Raw genomic sequence first — 19,551 nt, 5'->3', positions numbered from 1 at the left:
AGTAAAGACCTCAAGCGGACAGATAAACTTATTCATCATAGTGATCGTGGGATTCAGTATTGTTGTCAAGAATATGTCAATACGACAGCTCACTTAGGCATTCAATTATCAATGACAGAAAACGGAGACCCTTATGAAAATGCGATGGCAGAAAGAGTGAATGGAATCCTCAAACATGAGTTCTTGTTAAATCAAACTTTTGAGAGTCATCAAACGGCTCAAGTAGCCGTTGATAGAGCCATCAAAAGCTATAATGAATTAAGGACGCACGATAGTTGTGACAGGCTGACACCAGTGGTAGCTCATGAACAAAAGGGAGTGTTAGCCAAGCGATGGAAGAAACGAAATACTCAAAAGAAAGGAACTAAAACCTCAGCAGAGAAAATCTCTGATGATGTGATAAAAACGCAAGAAAAGTCGCAAGAAAATCAAGTAAAACCCCATGTCATTCACAACAGTTTTAGCCAAATCAAACCGAGTAATATCTAGTAATAAACTCAGTAAGAGTAAGCAAAAAAAGGAGTAAGAATCGACATTAAGTATCAAGTAGGAATAACCCAAAACACAAAAAAATGAACAGGAATAGAAGCCCAACCTAGCAAAAAAACCAGTATTAACACAAAAGATTAAAATACATTTAGGAATAAAAAATAAATGTTGTAATCTTGGTAATACAATAAAAAAAAGCTTGACAATTAATTCAGTTTTAATCCCTAAAACTGTCAAGCTTTTTTAGGATGTGACAGTTCATGCTATTACTGAAATCAAACTTGTAAAAGCTTCAATCAATAAAAGTGGAACAACGGATATTTTACAAAATACTGATGTAACATTATCTGTCATTCAAGATGCTACTTATGGCTATCAATGGAATAAAGACAATGCTATGATTACAGGAGCAACTACAAATACTTTCACAGCGAAAGATGCAGGAATCTATAATGTAACCATTACAGCAAATGGTTGCTCGTCAACTACAGAATCAGTAACTGTGAATCTGGTAACAGCTAATGAACCTAATACTTATTGGAACAATGTATATTTTAATGCCTTCCCGAATCCAAATGAAGGACATTTCACGCTGGAATTCACCAATAATGATAATCAGCCTATTTCATTATATCTATATGATGTATTAGGAAAAACGATGATTCAGAAAGTCATTAAAACAAAAGGAAAGTATTCTGAAGTAATTGATATTTCAACTTATCCGAGTGGAGAGTACTTTTTGATGTTACAAAAGATGATTTTAAGAAAACATTGAAGTTGAGGAAGAAGTAAAAGACACAAAAAAAGCTGGAAGAAATTCCAGCTTTTTTATTTCTATAAAGATTTCAAAGAGTAATCTTCAAATGATTTACTTACTTAAAATACCAGCTAATCTTAATAAATCAGTATTGATAATCTTCTTTTTAGTAATTGTATCATGGAAAGGAGTGTAAATCAATTCGTCGTTTACAATTCCAGCCATTTCATTTTTATGACCAGCTAAAAGACCTTCTAATGCACCTAAACCTAAACGACTTGCAAGAATTCTGTCCGCAGCACTTGGACTACCTCCTCTTTGGATATGTCCTAAATTTGTTACACGAATATCAACAGGAACATCAATAGTTTGTTTGATTCGCTCAGCTATTACGGCAGCATTTCCCTCTTCGTCTCCTTCAGCAACGATAACAATTGAAGAAGTTTTCTTTTTATTGAAGCCTGCTTTTAATGTTTCTACAACATCTTCAACAGTTTGTCTTTCTTCTGGAATCAAGATTGATTCTGCTCCACCCGAAATACCTGATTGAATTGCAATATAGCCAGAGTCACGACCCATTACTTCAATAAAGAAAATTCTATCATGTGAATCGGCTGTATCTCTAATTTTATCAATAGCATCCAAAGCTGTGTTTACAGCAGTATCATACCCAACTGTAAAATCCGTACCATAAAGGTCATTATCAATTGTTCCTGGAACACCTACTGTTGGAATTTGAAATTCGTTAAAGAAAATTTCAGCTCCTGTAAAAGTACCATTTCCTCCGATAGCAACTAAGCCTTCAATGCCATGTGATTTCAACTGTTCGTAACCTTTTTTTCTTCCTTCAGGAGTCATAAACTCTTTACTCCTAGCAGATTTCAAAATAGTACCACCACGTTGAATAATATTACTGACTGACTGTGAATTTAGTGGAATAATATCACCTTTAATCATTCCATTGTATCCACGAATTATGCCAAAAATTTCGACTCCATGATGTAGTCCTCCTCTAACGACCGCTCTAATTGAAGCGTTCATACCTGGTGCATCACCTCCTGAAGTAAATACCGCAATTCTTTTCATGTTGGTAAAGATTGTATTTTAGTAAACTTGGTTAATAGTAGCGATTAGGTTAACAAGAATGATATAAATCATCATTCAATTACGCAAAACCTTACAAATTTATCGTTTATAAGTGATGTTTCTAAGATTTTTTCAAAAAATTACAGTTAAATAAAACATAAATAGTAATTTATGTAAATATTTCAATATTAAATTGAATTCCTTGCTTTTTCACAAAGAAACAAAATATTTTGAAGCTAAAATCTATATCATCAAGAAGTAATTTGTATTAGCGGTATATTTGCAAAATTATTTAACCATTAATTTATCTCTTCAATTTCATTAGAGGTAATCTCTTAGCTTTTCAACTACCATTTCATGTTTAGATTAATATTTCTTTTTATTATTTATGTATCATTTCCTCTTCTAGGAGTATCACAACAATGGTTAGGTATTTCAGGCAGTAATTATACAGGCACCAACACGCTTTACACAAACCCTGCGAACGTCGCAGATTCTAGGTATAAAGTCTATGTTAATTTAATTGGAAACGATTTGTTTCTAACCAATAATTTCATCAATTGGGATGCCCCTTATTCTATCCTTCAATTATTTTCAAATACTGTTCCTAGCAAATACAGAAATTCAAGCACTCAAAATATCATTTACAGTGATGATTACTTAGCCACTAACCAAAGTAATGGTAAAAAGCACTTTCATACTATTGATGACCTCCGTGGGCCGTCTATCATGATTAGCCTCAACGACCAGCAAGCTTTTGCACTATCAACTAGAATTAGAACAGGGATTAATTTCACAGGAATGGAAAGTCAATTCGCTGAATTTATTCGTACAGGAATTAAAAACGTAGACCTTCAAAATAAATTAGTCAGTCTAAATGGTACTTCATTCAATACTAATAGCTTTGTAGAAATTGGTTTAACATTTGGACAAGTATTATTTGATGAAGAAGAAGATTTTGTAAAAATTGGTGGAACGATAAAACGATTAGTAGGTTTATACTCAGCACATTTAATGGTCAATAATGCCAATTATGGCATCATCAATGACCCAGCTAATCCTGACGAGCGATTGCTCCAACTAAATAATATTATTGCAAATTACGGATACACCCTCAACGGTGCTTATGAAAATGCTAGATTTTCGCCAAGTTGGCTTTTAGGTAATGATTCTGCAGGCAATGGCTGGGGATTTGACATTGGTTTTGTTTATGAGTATCGTCCTAATCTTAAAAAGTTTAGTTATCGAGAAAAAGGAGTATTGAAATTAGACCCAAGTAAAAATAAATATAAATATCGTTTAGGCGTTTCATTAATTGATATTGGTGGATTAAAATATACTAATCCAAATTATGTAAAAAACTGGCAAGTTAATACTACAAATCAGGTTTTTAATTCTGCTGATTACAAACAAAAAATAACTGACCTTGATGATGCTTTTGAGCGTTTCAGTAACTCTCTAAATCTGAATAACGCACAAGCTAAAACCCTATTTAACAGCAGTTTACCTACCGCTTTGAGTGTAAATTTTGATTATCATTATAAAAATAATATTTATATCAACAGTGTTTGGACACAAGCTTTGCGAAGCGATTATTCTGTTGGTATAAAATCTCCTTCGTTATTAGCAGTTACACCAAGATGGGAAACAAAATGGGCAGAAGTAGCCATGCCTTTTGCACTGTTGGATAACTACAGTACTTTTTCATTTGGTTTGGCGGCTCGTCTTGGACCAGTTTTTCTTGGAACAGATAATCTAGGAAGTATTTTAAATATCAGCAAACCTCGTGGACTCAACCTATACTTTGGAGCAAGTATTCCGATTTTTCGTCGCCCTCCTACTGTACCTAATGCTTGTTTTTATGAAAATTCTTCCCGAAAAAGCTTTAAAGAAATACTGATGTTTTGGAAAAAATAAGTTCATTTTTAGTTAAAACACTAATTACCAATACATTAAAACGAAAACTAACCACTCACAACTCTTAATTACATAACTCCTTCATCTGCAAAACTGTAGTATTTTTTATCAGTAAAAATCAAATGATCTAATACAGAAATGTCTAAACTATTGCCAGCGGCTTTTAGTTTTTGGGTCAGGTCTTTATCTGCTTGACTTGGATTTAGATTACCAGAAGGATGATTATGTGCCAAAATAATTCCACTCGCTAAATGTTCCAAAGCTATTTTGAATATCATTTTCGGGTCGGCAATCGTTCCAGAAACCCCTCCGCTACTTACTTTTTCGCATTTAATCACGTCGTTAGCTCTATTTAAAAGAATAATCCAGAACTCTTCATGTGATAAATCAGATAAATGAGGTTTCAATACTTCATAAGCATCTTCTGAACATTTGATTCTTGGACGAGTACTTGTTTCTGTCTCTTTCTTTCTTCTTCCTAATTCCAAAGCACTGACAATAGTAATTGCCTTGGCTTCACCAATTCCTTTGAATTTGGCTAAATCTTTGACCGAAAGTCGTCCTAACTGATTCAAATCGTTCTGAACACTTTGTAGAATTACTTTGGCAATATCCACGGCTGTCATTTTTTGAATACCTGTAGCAATTAAAATACCCAATAATTCAGCGTCTGATAAAGCGGCTTTACCTTTCAAAAGTAATTTTTCACGAGGTCTGTCTTCCTCTGCCCAAGATTTGATGTTGAGATGTGTATTTTCGTAGTTTTTCATAGGTGTCTTGACTTCGTTTGTAGTTTTTATTTTGAATTATTTGTTAGTTCTAAATTAAAACTAAAAACAACTTCTTCAAAATTTTGGGCATAAAAAAAGACCCAACTTTTCAGAAAGGTCTTTTTTTATGAATATTTCAAAGCTATATTAAGCTATTTTATTCACTAACTTTGCTAACTTAGATTTCAAGTTAGAAGCCTTGTTCTTGTGAATAATGTTCTTCTTAGCTAATTTATCAAGAGCAGAAGAAACTTTTTTATAGAGATCAGTAGCAACTACCTTATCGTGTGTCAAGCGCAATTTCTTTACCATTGTACGGGTAGTTTTGTGCTGATAACGGTTACGTAGTCTTTTTGCTTCGTTTGCTCTGATTCTCTTTAATGATGATTTGTGATTTGCCATGTTTATTTCCCGAATAATATTGGTTTTCTGATTTTCTAATATTGAGGTGCAAAGGTACATCTTTTTTAAGATAATACAAATGCATATTTACAAAAACTTTCAAATTTGATATAATTAGATTTTTTCACCTAAAGTTTATTACCATGAAAAAAACATTTAAAAGCTTCATTTTCGTCTTGTTTGCTATTATTTCATCACCCTTAGCATTTAGCAATTCCTCACGAATACCGTCAAAAAACAGCCTGAATACTCCTAATAGCACCAAATGGGGATTTTACGCTCATCAGCGAATCAATCGTTTAGCAGTTTTTACTTTGCCTCCAGAAATGATCTCTTTCTACAAAACAAACCTATATTATATTGTAGAAAATTCTGTTGCTCCCGACCGCCGACGCTATGCCGTGAAGGATGAAGCGCCAAAACACTACATTGATTTAGATACTTATGGAGATAGTGCCACTTACAAACTACCACATTACTGGAATGATGCAGTGGCAAAGTTTTCGGAAGATAGTTTGATGAAACATGGCATTGTACCTTGGCATATTCAATTCATGAAGTTTCAATTGACGAAGGCTTTTCAAGAAAAAAATACTGCTAAAATATTAAAACTATCTGCTGAAATTGGTCATTACATTGCAGATGCCAATGTGCCATTGCATACTTCTTCTAATTATAATGGACAAAAAACAAACCAAATCGGTATTCATGCTTTTTGGGAATCTCGTTTGCCTGAAAGCTTTTCGGATGAATATGATTTCTTTGTGGGTTCGGCTACTTATGAAAAATCAATCAGTAAAAGAGCTTGGGAAGCCGTTCGCAATGCGAATGCCTGCTTGGATTCTGTCTTTATTTTTGAACAAAATCTAAATTTTGCGACCAAACCAAGTAAAAAATATAGCATCGAAGAACGAAATGGTATCACGATTAAAACCTATTCCAAAGAGTATTCTAAACAATATCATGAAATGCTGAATCATCAAGTAGAAAGACAAATGCGTCGTTCTATTAAAATGATTGGCGATTTTTGGTACACAGCTTGGATAGACGCTGGTCAGCCAGATTTAAAAAACTTAGTTCATCAACCTACTAAAGAAGAAAAGGAAGCAGAAGTGAAAGAACAAAAAACTTGGCTGCAAAAGCTTTTTAAAGTACGAGATGAACATTGATTGATGTTAAAATGAACGATGAATAAAGATTAAAACGATTTTCATCTGTAATTTTACAACATGAAATCACAAATTATTTTAAAAGCAGGCAAAGAGAATCCTGTAAAACGTTTTCACCCTTGGATTTTTTCGGGTGCTATTGCAAAAATCATCGGCAGTCCTTCGGATGGCGAAGCAGTTGATGTGTTCGATTCGCACAAAAACTATCTTGCTACTGGTCATTATCACGAAGGAAGTATCGCTGTAAAAATATTTTCTTTTCAAGAAACTGAATCTGACGAGAAGTTTTGGTTTGGTAAAATCCAAAAAGCCTATCAGGTTCGTCAATTAATTGATTTCGAAACTACTAATTGTTACCGTTTGATTCATGGCGAAGGCGATGGTTGTCCAGGCTTAATCATCGATTTTTATAATGGTGTTGCTGTATTCCAAGCACATAGCATTGGGATGTATCTTGAAAAAGAGAAAATTTCGGTAGCTCTTCAAAAAGTTTATGGTGATAAATTGTTGGCTATCTACAATAAATCACATGAAACATTGCCTAATCAGTTTGCCGCTACTGTGCAAAATGGTTATTTATACGGACAATGTGCTGTGCCTCACGCTGTTCTTGAAAATGGTTTCAAGTTTATGATTAACTGGGAAACTGGACAGAAAACGGGTTTCTTCCTCGACCAAAGAGATAACAGAGCTTTGTTAGCGAAATACTCTAAAGGCAAAAAAGTATTGAATTCATTCTGTTATTCAGGTGGTTTTTCGATGTATGCGTTGGGTGCTGAGGCTGAATTAGTGCATTCGGTGGATGTTTCACAAAAAGCCATTGATTTAGTTACTCAAAATATTGAAGCCAATAATTTTCAAGACTTGAACCATCAAGCATATTCGGAAGATGTGATGAAGTATTTGAAAGCCAACGACCAATTTTACGACCTTATCGTACTTGACCCGCCAGCTTATGCCAAAAATGTTGCAACTCGTCACAATGCCATTCAAGGTTATAAAAGATTGAACACTGAAGGTTTCAAGAGATTAGCCAAAGGAGGCATTTTGTTTACCTTCTCATGCTCGCAAGTGGTGGATAGAGAGTTATTCTACAATACTGTTGTTTCGGCTGCTTTAGAAGCTGAGCGACAAGCAAAAGTATTGCATCATCTTACGCAACCAGCTGATCATCCTGTGAATTTCTTCCATCCAGAAGGCAGTTATTTAAAAGGCTTAGTGCTTTATGTGGAATAAGTAACGGCTTATTATGAAATTAAAAAGAGTCTCAAACTTCGGTAAAGTGAAGTTTGAGACTCTTTTTGCTATCTCAGAGACAGGATGACCTATCAAAAATATGAGGAAACCTATCTCGGAGATAGGACGACCTATCAAAAAGATGAGAAAATCTATCTCGGAGATAGGACAACCTATCAAAAACATGGAAAAACCTATCTCTGAGACAGTACGACCTATCAAAAAGATGAGAAAACCTATCTCGAAGATAGGACGATCTATCAAAAACATGGGAAAACCTATCTCGAAGATAGGACGATCTATCAAAAACATGGGAAAACCTATCTCAGAGATAGGACAACTTATCAAAAAGATGGAAAATCCTATCTCGGAGATAGGATTCGTTTTGTTTATCCATCAAATATCAATATAAAACCAAATAAAATTCTGAATTACATTTAATTCAAAGGAATGGTAAAATAGAAAGTTGTGCCTTCATTAGGCTTGCTTTCAAACCAGATTTTTCCTTGATTCTTTTCAATAAGCTCTTTACATAACAAAAGCCCTAAACCACTACCCTTTTCTTGGGCCGTACCAAAACTTGAATAAGAAGTATATTTATTGAAGATTTTGGATTGAGCCTCTTGTGAAATCCCTTGTCCGTCGTCTTTAATTGATACTGTAAGTTCATTTTCTTTTTCTTCAGTTGCAATTCTTACCGTGTTACCTGCTTTTAAAAACTTCACAGCATTTTCCACCAAATTCCTAATCACAATATCAATCATCGCTTGGTCAGCAGAAACCATTTGCGGCAATTTCCCCTCTTCCTTGCAAACCTTAATACTTTTCTCAATAGCTCTTGCTTCAATCAAAGCAATATTTTGCTGAATTACCTGCTGAATATCAAACACAATTGTATTGACTTGCATACCGTCCATTTGGCTTCTTGCCCAATACAATAAATTATCCAGTAAATTAGCCGTAACATGAAGACTCTGAGAGGCATTCTCTATAAAAAAACCTTTTTCTTCCTCATCCATACTTTCTGTTTTCAGCACATCCATCATCCCAGCAATAGAATGTACAGGGCCACGAAGATCATGTGCGATGATAGAGAAAATTCGGTTTCTAACTAGAATCAGTTCTTCTAAATGCAAGTTTTTAGTACTGATGTCTCTATTTTGTTCTTCTAATTGTTTGATGAGCTTCTTCTTATCAACAAAGTTTTTCACTAAAAGCAAAGCCAATACCAATAAGAATAATGCTACCGCTGTAATCAAATTACGTTTTAACTCAGTATTCTTTAATTCCTCTTGTTTAATAATGGCACTTTTTTTCAATAAATTAATTTGTTGTTGCTGCTTTTCGAGTCCATAACCTGACTGAATTTTAGTAATAGCCATCGTTTTCTCGACACCGCTAAGACTATCTTTCAAGGCTACCTCCAAATTTCTAATTTGCAATGCTTCTTTATAATTACCTAGTTTTAGGTGAGTCAAATACAACACATGATAGACTTGCTTTGAGATTTCACTAATCCCAATTTTCTTATTCTCTTCCAACGCCATTAAGGCGTATTCTAGGCTCTTTTGATATTTTCCAGTATGATAATATACCAAAGCAAAAGCATTATGACAGTAAGTAATGCCTTCATCATCATTCATTTCTTCGGCCAAAACTAATGCTTTACTGAGGTAGTTTCGAGCGATTGAATAGTTTTTTAGGGTAATATTATTCTCGCCAATATTATAATATGTAACAATAATCCCCATAGTATCTTTTGCTACTTGGGCAATTTTAAGTGCTTTTTGATTATATGCAATTGTAGAATCAGGCTGATTTTTATACTTAAATATTTCGCCAATATCCACTAATTCATTGAAGGTAGAATAGTTATGTTGAAGGGCAATATTGTAAGCCTTGCGATAATAAAAAAGAGCATTATTGTAATCTTCCATATCGGCATACACATTACCGATGTTAATAAACACATTCCCAGAAAGACCAATCAACCCTAACTTTTCACTGATACGAAGACTTTTAAAAAGGCATTCGAGTGCTTCTGGTAAACGTCCTTTAGACAGTAAAGACACTCCTTTTGAAAGGTATGCCAGTGCCATTCCTTTATCAAAATGATTTTTTTTGGCAAGAATAAGTGATTTTTCAGCCATGAAAAGAGCCGAATCTGCATTTTTATTCCAGTAAAATCTTGAAAGTGCATAATAAGTATTTACTCTATCGGTGTCATGTTTGGCATTTGCAAGATTTTCAGTTAAAATCTTTAATCGATTTGGCTGTGCATAACAAACAGAAGAATAAGAGCACACTAAAGCCAACATTAAAAAAAAACTTTTTTTAACTATCTTACTTTTAAAAATTCTTAGCTTAAAAATAGAAGGTTTCCCCATAAATACTTTTTAATTTTTGTGTTCAATTCAAAAATAAGAGGCGAGCTATCACTATTAGAACTAAGGAGAGAGTATTAGGAATATCGGCACTTAGTACCTTAATTGCCTTTTATCTGAGATGCTTGTTTAATATTTTTTTTAATAAACTTATACAGAATGACTTAAACCTACAAGTCTATCTGTTATTTTTTTTGAATGAGCTTTGTCATACTTTTATCCTATTTTCAGAAAACCTTTGAAAAGTTGAGAATTATTAATATCGTTAAAAAAAGAAAATATACCATCAATCCAGAAAAGACAGGTTGAAGGACATATTATTTTTTTATGAAGTACTTAGCAAACAAAAACACGAGCTTTGATAACCAAATTAAAATTTAAAATATTTGCTCAAAATAATAAATAATGAGAATTATAAATTATCAATAAATAGCATAAAACACGGTAAAGTACAAATCAATGAATAAAAAAAGGCTTAGCAAAAATGCCAAGCCTTCATTGAAAGTAATGATATGATATTTACTTTTTCTTCTTTTTAGGGTCAGTTTGTTGAGCTTTTTGTGTTTCCTCAACAGCTTTCATTTGCTTAGAAATATACTCTGAAAAACGAGATTTCTTCACGCCACCCGCAGCAATTTTCTTACGATTTTCTTCTAAAACTGCTTTGATTTTATCTTCATCTACAAATTTACGAATACCAATTTGCTGTCCGATAGTCACCAAGTTTGAAACAAAGTAATAGAAACTCATACCTGCTGGAAGTGAGTTCATCACAAACATAAAGATTACTGGTGTGATATAAGCCATTTTCTTCATGTCAATCGGTTGACCCGTTTGGTCAGGCGTATTTTGGTTGTTATAATAACCGTAAGCAATACTCGAAACCGTCATTAACAAAGTAAACAAACTGATATGATTTCCGTACAATGGAATACTGAAAGGCAAAGTAGCGATAGAGTCAAAAGTAGAAAGGTCATTCGCCCACAAGAAAGATTGCTGACGCAAGTTAATCAAGTTCGGGAACAACATAAACACCGCCATCAAGATTGGCATCGTTGCTAAAACTGGTACACAACCGCTCAGTGGACTTACTCCTACTTCGCCATACAATTTCATTTGTGCTTGTTGTTGTGCTGCGGCATCATCTCCTACTTTTTCCTTGATAGCATTCAATTCAGGTTGTAAAATTCTCATTTTTGCCATACTTACATACGATTTATAAGTAAGTGGAAGCAAAGCAAATTTGATAATTAACACCAAAGCAATGATTAATAAACCGTAGTTATTAAATACTGTTTCTAAAACATTAAATAATGGAACAAACACATAACGAGTTATTGGCAAGAAAATATCATAACTCAATTTTACGTTTTTACCGAAACCTGGTGCTACGTTTTTGATGAGGTTATAATCGTTTGGACCAAAATACCACTGATAATTTCCTTTTCCAGATTTTAAGTCAGCTAAATCTAAATCCATATTAGCTCTTAAAGTCTTGATATTTACAGAATCTGTTTCGTTGGCAGTTGCTACGATATTTGCTTTCTGGATTGGAGCATTTTTAGTGATAAAACCAGAAAGGAAGTATTTCTTTTTGAAAGAAACCCATTTTACTGGCTTTTCTAAAGACTCTTCTTTTGAACCTGTTGGTGTTTCTGCTAATTGGTCAAATTCTTCATCTTCGTTTAATAAGTAATTAACGGTTGCCTTACGGTTTTCGGTTAAATCCTTTTCCGTTGGGCGAACGTTTTCAAGCCAATTCAATTTAACTGATTCGTTTTTCAACAAACCGTCTAAACCTTTTAATTTAACATCTTGGTCAATTAAGAAACCTTCACTTGCTAAAGTATAAGTTTGTTCAATACTTTGTCCGTTTGCTAAGTTTAAGATAAAACTAACTTTTTCTGACTTTCCATTAGCAACTACTCCACCTTTTGAAGAAGTATTGAAGTACAATTTATTCAAATCAACGTTCCCTTTTGTGGTTGGTAATTCAAACGTTATTTTATCAAAAGCTTCATCAAAAATTAAAAGAGGTTCTTTTTTCTGTGCTGCAAATGAATTGTACGTTTCGTAATTCTTTAACAATACTTGTTTTACTTTACCACCCAAAGTAGAGAAAACCACTTTGATGTCTTTATTTTCTAACACAAGCTCCTGTGCAGTACCAATAGCAGCCGAGGCAAAATCGCCAGCAGCGGCTTTTAAAGCAACTGAATCAACTGTCGTAACTTTAGCTACTGTGGAAGTTTGCGTTACTTTTGCTTTTTCTGGTGCTTTTTCTGGTTCAACTTTAGGGGCTAGGAAAAACTGGTATCCCAGCAACATCGCCATTATCAACAACAGCCCCGTGACTTGATTTTTGTCCATCATTATCTTTTGAATTTGTCTTTTTCGAGTTTAAGTACTTTCGTACATCAATTCGTTTGTCTGTTAATTGTATCGGTTTTATTTTCAAAGTATTTCAATCTCTAAAAAAGAAAAACGAAACATAAAAAACTTTCTATCAAATAAAACCGCCAAAGCTTTTGACTTTAGCGGTGCAAAATTACTACTTATCTTTTATTAAATCATTTTAAATGATAAAAGGTTACTTAGTAGTTCCTTTCATCAAAGGAATAGCGTTTCTTAAAGCAGCCTTTACAAAGTGAACAAACAAAGGAGCAGGATTTGCTACATTTGATTTGTACTCTGGGTGAAACTGTACACCAATAAAGAAAGGATGGTCTTTTAACTCAACAACTTCTACTAAGCCAGAATCTGGATTAATCCCTGTCGGAGACATTCCTGCATTTTTAAATTGCTCTAAATAAGCATTGTTAAATTCATAACGATGACGGTGACGCTCCTGAATATTCAATTTTCCATATACATGATGAGCCAAAGAACCTTTTTCTAACTTACAAGCATAAGCACCTAAACGCATGGTACCGCCTTTGTTAGTTACCAATTTTTGTTCTTCCATCAAGTCGATTACTGGATATGGTGTTTCTTTGTTCATTTCTGATGAATGAGCATTTTCTAAACCAATCACATTTCTAGCATATTCAATAACAGCACATTGCATACCCAAACAAATTCCAAAGAAAGGAACTTTGTTTTCACGAGCATACTTTACTGCATTAATTTTCCCTTCGATACCTCTTTCACCAAAACCCGGAGCAACCAAAATACCGTCTAGGTTTTCTAATTTCTTTTGATAATCGCCCTCAACTAAGTTTTCAGAAGAAATCCAAACAACATTTACTTTGGTTTCATTTACCGCTCCAGCATGAATCAAACCTTCTGCAATAGATTTATATGAATCTTTCAGCTCAACATATTTACCAACTAAACCAATCGTAATTTGCTCTGTTGGGTTTTTCAATTTGCCCAAGAAGTTTTTCCATTGTTCTAAATCAGCGTCTTTGTCATTATAAATATCTAATTTATATAAAGCACGTTGATCTAATTTCTCTTTACGCATCAACAATGGCACATCATAAATTGTCTCAGCATCCATTGCTTCAATAACATCATTCGGCGAAACGTTACAGAAAAGTGCAATTTTACGACGCATTTCCTGTGGAATTGGATGTTCTGTACGACAAACAATAATGTCTGGCTGAATTCCGTATTCCGACAAAGCACGGACTGAGTGTTGTGTTGGCTTAGTTTTTAATTCACCCGCAGCTGCGATATAAGGCACTAAAGTAAGGTGAATGAAAAGTGTATTTTTCTCTCCTAAATCCCATTTCAACTGACGAGCAGCCTCGATAAAAGGAAGCGATTCAATATCACCTACACAACCACCTAATTCAGTAATAACAATATCGTATTGACCAGTAGCACCCAACAAAAGAATGTTTTGTTTGATTTCGTCTGTAATATGAGGAACAACTTGAACAGTTTTCCCTAAATAATCACCACGACGTTCTTTTGTAATAACATTGAAGTAAACTCTACCCGTAGTGATATTATTCGCCTGAGAAGTTGGTACACCCAAAAAACGCTCATAATGACCCAAATCCAAATCCGTTTCCGCTCCGTCGTTGGTTACATAACATTCACCATGCTCGTAAGGGTTTAACGTTCCCGGGTCAATATTGATATATGGATCCAGTTTTTGGATAGTTACTGATAGCCCTCTAGCCTGCAATAATTTGGCTAATGATGAAGCAATAATTCCTTTTCCTAAAGATGAAGTTACACCGCCCGTAACGAAAATATATTTTGCGGTTTTAGGTTGCCCTTTACCTGACATTGTAATAAAATTGAAGTTTGAATTTTTCTAAGAGGATGTGTACAAAAAAAGTACAGAGGAAGAATGGAGTTCCGCAACCCTTAGTTACGGGATACAAAGTTAGCGTATTTTCATGGAAGTATTTCGCCTTTTTTTGAATAAAGACTGAAATCTTTTGCTAAACAACCTAATAAATCACTGTATAACAACGCTTTACAAATATATATTTTTGACAATTAAAATTTTGGTTTCATTAAAACTAAAAGCAGATGAAAGAATCTTATGAATCATCCTTACTGATGAAGTGAAGCCTCCTCTTAAATTTTCATCAATACTTTAATCGACTTCTTAACAAAATCCTAAAGGCTTTATCTCTACTAATTCAGCAGTCTTTTGTACTTTTGTGAGTATAACCAGAAATTATTACTCTAAAATAACAAAAGCAATTATGTTAAAATCTGTTCCTTTCGACCAAACTCATGCTTTTTCTTTACTGACAAAGCACAAATCTGAAATTGATACAACTTCTATAAAAGAACTTTTCGCTAACGACCCAGAGCGTTTTGATAAATTTTCCATTCGTTTTGAAGATATTTTAGTGGATTATTCAAAAAATATAATCAACGAAAAAACGAAAGCCATTTTAGTAGCATTGGCAAATGAATGCGAATTGGATGATGCAATCGAAAGAATGTTTACTGGCGATACTATCAACAAAACAGAAAAGCGTGCTGTTTTGCACGTGGCATTAAGAAATCGTTCAAATACTCCGATTGCAGTTGATGGCAAAGAAATTATGTCAGATGTTAACGCTGTTTTGGAAAAAATGAAGGGATTTTCAGAAAAAGTAATTTCTGGTGCTTGGAAAGGATACGCTGGAGAAGCCATTACAGATATTGTAAACATTGGAATTGGTGGTTCGGATTTAGGTCCAGTAATGGTGACAGAGGCTTTGAAACCTTATAAAAATCATTTGAATTTACATTTTGTTTCAAACGTTGACGGTACGCATATCGCCGAAGTATTGAAAAAAGTAAATCCAGCTACAACACTTTTCTTGATTGCTTCAAAGACATTTACAACGCAAGAAACAATGGCGAATGCACACTCTGCTCGTAATTGGTTCTTAGCAAATGGTGGCTCTATTGAAGATGTTGCAAAACACTTTGTAGCAATTTCTACCAACGAAAAATCAGTCGTGGAATTCGGAATTGATGCAGATAATATGTTTGGTTTCTGGGATTGGGTTGGTGGTCGTTACTCATTGTGGTCGGCTATTGGTTTATCAATCGTTTTATCAATCGGATTCGAGAATTTTGTTGAATTATTGGAAGGCGCTCATGCGATGGACAAGCACTTCCGCACCGCAGATTTCAGCGAAAATATTCCTGTTACTTTAGCTTTGTTAGGAATTTGGTATAATAATTTTTTCGGAGCAGACACGCAAGCAATTCTTCCTTATGACCAATATATGCACCGTTTTGCAGCATATTTCCAACAAGGCGATATGGAATCGAATGGTAAGTATGTCGGTCGTGATGGCGAAGAAGTTTCTTACCAAACAGGACCAATCATTTGGGGTGAACCGGGTACTAACGGACAGCACGCATTTTATCAATTGATTCACCAAGGAACAAAATTAGTACCTTGCGATTTCTTAGCTCCAGCTATTTCTCATAACCAAATCGGAAATCATCATACTTTATTGTTGTCTAATTTCTTTGCACAAACAGAAGCTTTGATGAACGGAAAAACTTTAGAACAAGTAGTTGCGGAGTTTAAAAAAGCAGGAAAATCGGATGAAGAAATTGCTGAATTAGCCGCTTTTAAAGTATTCAAAGGAAACCGTCCAACAAACTCAATTTTGTTCAAACAATTAACGCCAAGAACTTTAGGAAGTTTAGTTGCGATGTATGAACATAAAATATTTGTACAAGGCGTAATCTGGAATATTTTCAGTTTTGACCAATGGGGAGTAGAATTAGGTAAACAATTAGCAAACCAAATCTTACCTGAACTTACCAATGAAGAAACTATAGCTTCACACGATTCTTCAACTAATGCCTTGATTAATGCTTATAAAGCTTGGAGATAAGGCACAGTTGTAAAATTGGAATATTAGTAACAAAAAATCCACGTGAGCTTAGTGCAATTCACGTGGATTTTTTGTTTTGAGTCATCATTATCTTGAACCTGTCAGTTTGTAAGATATTGGTAAAGTAAATCTTGAGCGTGCATTTTTCCCTCGTTGTTTTCCAGGAATCCATTTTCCACTTGATTTTTTGACTACTCTTAATGCTTCTTCATCACAGCCATATCCTACACTTTTCAGAATTTTATAGTCACACAATGTACCATCTGTACAAACGGTAAATTGAACATACACTTTTCCTTCTACATTTTTCATCTGAGCATCTCTAGGATAATGGAGGTTTCCTTGTAGAAAACTAGCATAAGCATTGAATCCACCTTTAAATTCGGCCATTTCCTCAGTATTTTTATAAGCTACCGAATCAGACTCTGTGTAAGCAATACCTTGTATAAGTTTGCCTTTTTTGTATTGTTCGATGAATTCAGTTCTATTTTCCAAAGTTTTACCAACCCATTTTCCTTCTTTTAAACCATCATTGATTAATCCAGTTTCTTGAATAGCATTTTCAAGTTTATCAGAAAACAAAGTACACAAACCACTACCGTCTTTCACTAATTGATTCCCTAGAGTATCCCAAACGGAAATATATTTTTCCTCCTTTAGCTCTTTATCTTTAGAAAAGCTTCTTGTTTTTACATAAAAAAGTTGTCCGTTAGCATGCCAGTTAAATTCTTTAGTAAATGTTATGTTGCTATCTTTCTCTTTTGAAGTATCTTTTTCAATAACTTTTTGAATTCTTCCATTTGGATAAAAAAAATAGTCTTTATCCGCTGTCACTCTATTTTCCAGTTGACCATTACTATAGAAAGAATTTGTAAAAACTGGAAAATTATGATTATTGAAAGCCGTTTTTTGGTAAATTTTTACATCGTCTGTTTTCTTTTCACAAATTGACAACTTAGCTCTTTCAAAAGAATCTAATATTAAGGAAGCAAAATCCAAATATCTAGCTTTTTTATCTTCCAAAATATAATATGTTATTCCATTTTTGATAAATCCATTCAAAGAATCTACCTCATAGCGTGCCATATATTTTGTATTACTATCATCGTTAATACTTTTTTTGTCTTTATCAAAAAGCATAAATACTTCTCCGTTGTCATACAAAATTTTTTCAGGGGTAAAAAAAGGGATTGATATAGCTATTCTTTTTTTTCCATTTAATCTTTCTTGTAAATTTTTGACATTGATTAATTTGGCAACTCTCAAAGCTTCTTCATCACAATCACTTCTGAGACTTTTAACAATTTCATAGCGTACTGGCACATTATCTTCTCCCATAGAAATACGAACCGTAACATCGCCCTGTACATCAGCCACTTGAGCCAAAAAAGGAATTTGTACTGTAGCTTCAATAAATTTCTGAATCGGGTCGATTTCCTCTGAAAGATTTTGTGCAAATGAAGTAAAAAAGAAAAGTATCAGCACAAAAATGTTAAGTATCTTTTTCATTGTTAGTGTATTTAAAATGTATTTGAGATTCTTTAGATTAAATTACCTACTCAAAACAAAACTAATCGGCACTGTCATCTTTGATATCACTGCTTTTCCTCTTTGCTTACGAGGATTCCATCTGCCACTTGTCAATTCTATCACTCGTGCAGCTTCTTCGTCACAGCCAAAACCAACACTTTTAATGACATTAACATCACTTAAAGAACCATCTGTAAGAACTGTAAACTGTACATATACTTTTCCGCCAACATTGGCTCTCTGTGCTTCAGCAGGAAATTTCAAGTTTCGTTGAAGGTGTTTTAAAAATGCTTGCATTCCTCCTTCAAAATAGGCTTGTTCATCATGGAATCGATATACTGTTCGTTGTCCTTTATCCAAAAAAGTTCCTTTAATGAACACTCCTTTATCAAAAAATTCTTCATAAACCATTTCCCCCTTTGTATCTCTTCCCTTCCAAATTCCATCTTTAACACCCGATGTTATTAAACCTGACTCTAGTAAAAAATCATCATTTCTTGACTTACAATACTCACAAAAACCTTCACCATTTTTTACAATTTGGTTTCCTAATGAATCCCAAACAGCAAGGTAATTATCTGCCACTTCATCGTTTTCTTGATTTGTATTTGGTATATGAGTAATAATTGAAGCCATCAGTCCATTCGGATGCCATTTTATTGTGTAATTCTTGAAAAACTTATCTTCCTTTACTTTTTTATGAAAAGATGAAATCCTTCCATTTGAATAGTACTTATAGTTTTCATCATTAAAATTTCGATACACAGCTCTTCCATTTTTATAATAAGATTGGCTCAGAGTAGGAAATTTAAACTTGCTAAATGCTGTCAGTGTATAAATTTTGTTTGCATCAGTTTTGTCAATTAATTCTGAGGAATTTTGCTGAGAACTATCAATCTGTAATTTAGAAATCTCAATTAATGAAGGCATTTTGTCTTTAATGACAAAATACTCAACATTACCAATAATTCTTCCAGAAAGTGTATCTACTAAATACCTTCTTGCGTACATCGGCTCACTTCCAAAGTGTCTTTTTTGATCTTTATCAAAATAATCCATTTGGTAGCCTTTACTGTAAAAGACATTGAAAGTATTCAAGAAAGGTACTTCTAAAACAATTCGTTTATTCCCAGCTAATTTATCTTTTAGATATTTAGGATGGATTAATTTGACGACTCTGAGTGCTTCTTTATCACATTCCTCTGTCAATTTCTGAACTATTTCATACTTATCTGGCAAATTATTTTCGCCCATCGTAAACGCAACTGATACAGGTCCTTTACTATTTGCAATTTTTGCCATGAATGGTACTTGAGTAGTTGCACTGATGAACTCTTGAATGGGGTCAATTTTCTCTGTGGGATTTTGAGCAAATGAAGTAAAAAAGAAAAGGGCAAGAACAATGCTTGTTAGTATTTTTTTCATTTTGAGGGTGTTTTTACTGATTTGGTTGAACAATTCCCAAAAATAAAAATAATCTTGTAAAATAATAGT

The 19,551-nt window shown here is 33.8% G+C and carries 14 protein-coding genes; 6 read left to right on the top strand and 8 right to left on the bottom strand.

Annotation, left to right across the window (positions count from 1 at the left end; genetic code table 11):
- On the top strand, positions 1-489 hold a 489-nt coding region (locus HNP25_RS05520), incomplete at its 5' end, for an integrase core domain-containing protein (protein WP_184131535.1).
- 250 nt (positions 490-739) lie between these two features.
- Positions 740-1,264: a T9SS type A sorting domain-containing protein gene (locus tag HNP25_RS05515; RefSeq protein WP_184131531.1), complete on the top strand. Its 525-nt coding sequence runs from the start codon at positions 740-742 to the stop codon at positions 1,262-1,264.
- Positions 1,265-1,357: 93 nt separating this feature from the next.
- Here HNP25_RS05515 and pfkA read toward each other — a convergent pair whose 3' ends face one another.
- A complete protein-coding gene (gene pfkA / locus HNP25_RS05510) occupies positions 1,358-2,332 on the bottom strand; it encodes a 6-phosphofructokinase (RefSeq protein ID WP_184131528.1) in 975 nt (324 codons plus the stop codon).
- A gap of 357 nt (positions 2,333-2,689) precedes the next feature.
- On the opposite strand from pfkA, the gene HNP25_RS05505 reads away from it, so the two are divergent.
- The gene (locus tag HNP25_RS05505; RefSeq protein WP_184131525.1) at positions 2,690-4,249 is read left to right on the top strand and encodes a DUF5723 family protein; all 1,560 of its coding nucleotides are present in this window, start codon (positions 2,690-2,692) and stop codon (positions 4,247-4,249) included.
- A 68-nt stretch (positions 4,250-4,317) separates the two neighbouring features.
- Here HNP25_RS05505 and radC read toward each other — a convergent pair whose 3' ends face one another.
- On the bottom strand, positions 4,318-5,019 hold the full coding sequence (radC, locus tag HNP25_RS05500) for a RadC family protein (protein ID WP_184131522.1): 702 nt from the start codon (positions 5,017-5,019) through the stop codon (positions 4,318-4,320).
- 147 nt (positions 5,020-5,166) lie between these two features.
- Positions 5,167-5,421 carry a 30S ribosomal protein S20 gene (gene rpsT / locus HNP25_RS05495; RefSeq protein ID WP_184131519.1) on the bottom strand — a complete coding sequence of 85 codons (255 nt, stop codon included), beginning with the start codon at positions 5,419-5,421 and terminating at the stop codon, positions 5,167-5,169.
- A gap of 143 nt (positions 5,422-5,564) precedes the next feature.
- Between rpsT and HNP25_RS05490 the strand changes: the two genes are divergently transcribed.
- Both HNP25_RS05490 and HNP25_RS05485 read left to right on the top strand, forming a co-directional pair.
- On the top strand, positions 5,565-6,590 hold the full coding sequence (locus tag HNP25_RS05490; RefSeq protein ID WP_184131516.1) for a zinc dependent phospholipase C family protein: 1,026 nt from the start codon (positions 5,565-5,567) through the stop codon (positions 6,588-6,590).
- A gap of 60 nt (positions 6,591-6,650) precedes the next feature.
- Entirely contained in the window at positions 6,651-7,826 is a 1,176-nt protein-coding gene (locus HNP25_RS05485) for a class I SAM-dependent rRNA methyltransferase (protein WP_184131513.1), read from the top strand.
- A 437-nt stretch (positions 7,827-8,263) separates the two neighbouring features.
- On the opposite strand, the gene HNP25_RS05480 is transcribed toward HNP25_RS05485, so the two are convergent.
- From HNP25_RS05480 to HNP25_RS05470, 3 genes are all read right to left on the bottom strand, one after another.
- Positions 8,264-10,144 carry a tetratricopeptide repeat-containing sensor histidine kinase gene (locus tag HNP25_RS05480; RefSeq protein ID WP_184131510.1) on the bottom strand — a complete coding sequence of 627 codons (1,881 nt, stop codon included), beginning with the start codon at positions 10,142-10,144 and terminating at the stop codon, positions 8,264-8,266.
- A gap of 585 nt (positions 10,145-10,729) precedes the next feature.
- Positions 10,730-12,583 (bottom strand): membrane protein insertase YidC, encoded by a 1,854-nt coding sequence (yidC, locus tag HNP25_RS05475; RefSeq protein WP_310587158.1) that lies wholly within the window; start codon positions 12,581-12,583, stop codon positions 10,730-10,732.
- A 217-nt stretch (positions 12,584-12,800) separates the two neighbouring features.
- Positions 12,801-14,453: a CTP synthase gene (locus tag HNP25_RS05470; protein ID WP_184131507.1), complete on the bottom strand. Its 1,653-nt coding sequence runs from the start codon at positions 14,451-14,453 to the stop codon at positions 12,801-12,803.
- 427 nt (positions 14,454-14,880) lie between these two features.
- Between HNP25_RS05470 and pgi the strand changes: the two genes are divergently transcribed.
- A complete protein-coding gene (gene pgi, locus HNP25_RS05465; protein WP_184131504.1) occupies positions 14,881-16,527 on the top strand; it encodes a glucose-6-phosphate isomerase in 1,647 nt (548 codons plus the stop codon).
- A gap of 87 nt (positions 16,528-16,614) precedes the next feature.
- Here the strand turns inward: pgi and HNP25_RS05460 are convergent, their stop codons facing one another.
- Both HNP25_RS05460 and HNP25_RS05455 read right to left on the bottom strand, forming a co-directional pair.
- The gene (locus HNP25_RS05460) at positions 16,615-18,036 is read right to left on the bottom strand and encodes an energy transducer TonB (RefSeq protein ID WP_184131501.1); all 1,422 of its coding nucleotides are present in this window, start codon (positions 18,034-18,036) and stop codon (positions 16,615-16,617) included.
- A gap of 42 nt (positions 18,037-18,078) precedes the next feature.
- Positions 18,079-19,482 (bottom strand): energy transducer TonB, encoded by a 1,404-nt coding sequence (locus tag HNP25_RS05455; RefSeq protein WP_184131498.1) that lies wholly within the window; start codon positions 19,480-19,482, stop codon positions 18,079-18,081.
- Positions 19,483-19,551 lie beyond the last annotated feature (69 nt).

The sequence above is a fragment of the Arcicella rosea genome (genome assembly GCF_014204325.1).
Lineage (GTDB): Bacteria > Bacteroidota > Bacteroidia > Cytophagales > Spirosomataceae > Arcicella > Arcicella rosea_A.
This window is presented reverse-complemented; position numbering and strand designations above follow the sequence as displayed.

What these genes read in the sequence shown, in the direction of transcription:
- pfkA (WP_184131528.1), bottom strand. Translation starts at nt 2,332, where the DNA reads ATGAAAAGAATTGCGGTATTTACTTCAGGAGGTGATGCACCAGGTATG.
- HNP25_RS05505 (WP_184131525.1), top strand. Translation starts at nt 2,690, where the DNA reads ATGTTTAGATTAATATTTCTTTTTATTATTTATGTATCATTTCCTCTT.
- radC (WP_184131522.1), bottom strand. Translation starts at nt 5,019, where the DNA reads ATGAAAAACTACGAAAATACACATCTCAACATCAAATCTTGGGCAGAG.
- rpsT (WP_184131519.1), bottom strand. Translation starts at nt 5,421, where the DNA reads ATGGCAAATCACAAATCATCATTAAAGAGAATCAGAGCAAACGAAGCA.
- HNP25_RS05490 (WP_184131516.1), top strand. Translation starts at nt 5,565, where the DNA reads ATGAAAAAAACATTTAAAAGCTTCATTTTCGTCTTGTTTGCTATTATT.
- HNP25_RS05485 (WP_184131513.1), top strand. Translation starts at nt 6,651, where the DNA reads ATGAAATCACAAATTATTTTAAAAGCAGGCAAAGAGAATCCTGTAAAA.
- HNP25_RS05480 (WP_184131510.1), bottom strand. Translation starts at nt 10,144, where the DNA reads ATGTTGGCTTTAGTGTGCTCTTATTCTTCTGTTTGTTATGCACAGCCA.
- yidC (WP_310587158.1), bottom strand. Translation starts at nt 12,583, where the DNA reads ATGATGGACAAAAATCAAGTCACGGGGCTGTTGTTGATAATGGCGATG.
- HNP25_RS05470 (WP_184131507.1), bottom strand. Translation starts at nt 14,453, where the DNA reads ATGTCAGGTAAAGGGCAACCTAAAACCGCAAAATATATTTTCGTTACG.
- pgi (WP_184131504.1), top strand. Translation starts at nt 14,881, where the DNA reads ATGTTAAAATCTGTTCCTTTCGACCAAACTCATGCTTTTTCTTTACTG.
- HNP25_RS05460 (WP_184131501.1), bottom strand. Translation starts at nt 18,036, where the DNA reads ATGAAAAAGATACTTAACATTTTTGTGCTGATACTTTTCTTTTTTACT.
- HNP25_RS05455 (WP_184131498.1), bottom strand. Translation starts at nt 19,482, where the DNA reads ATGAAAAAAATACTAACAAGCATTGTTCTTGCCCTTTTCTTTTTTACT.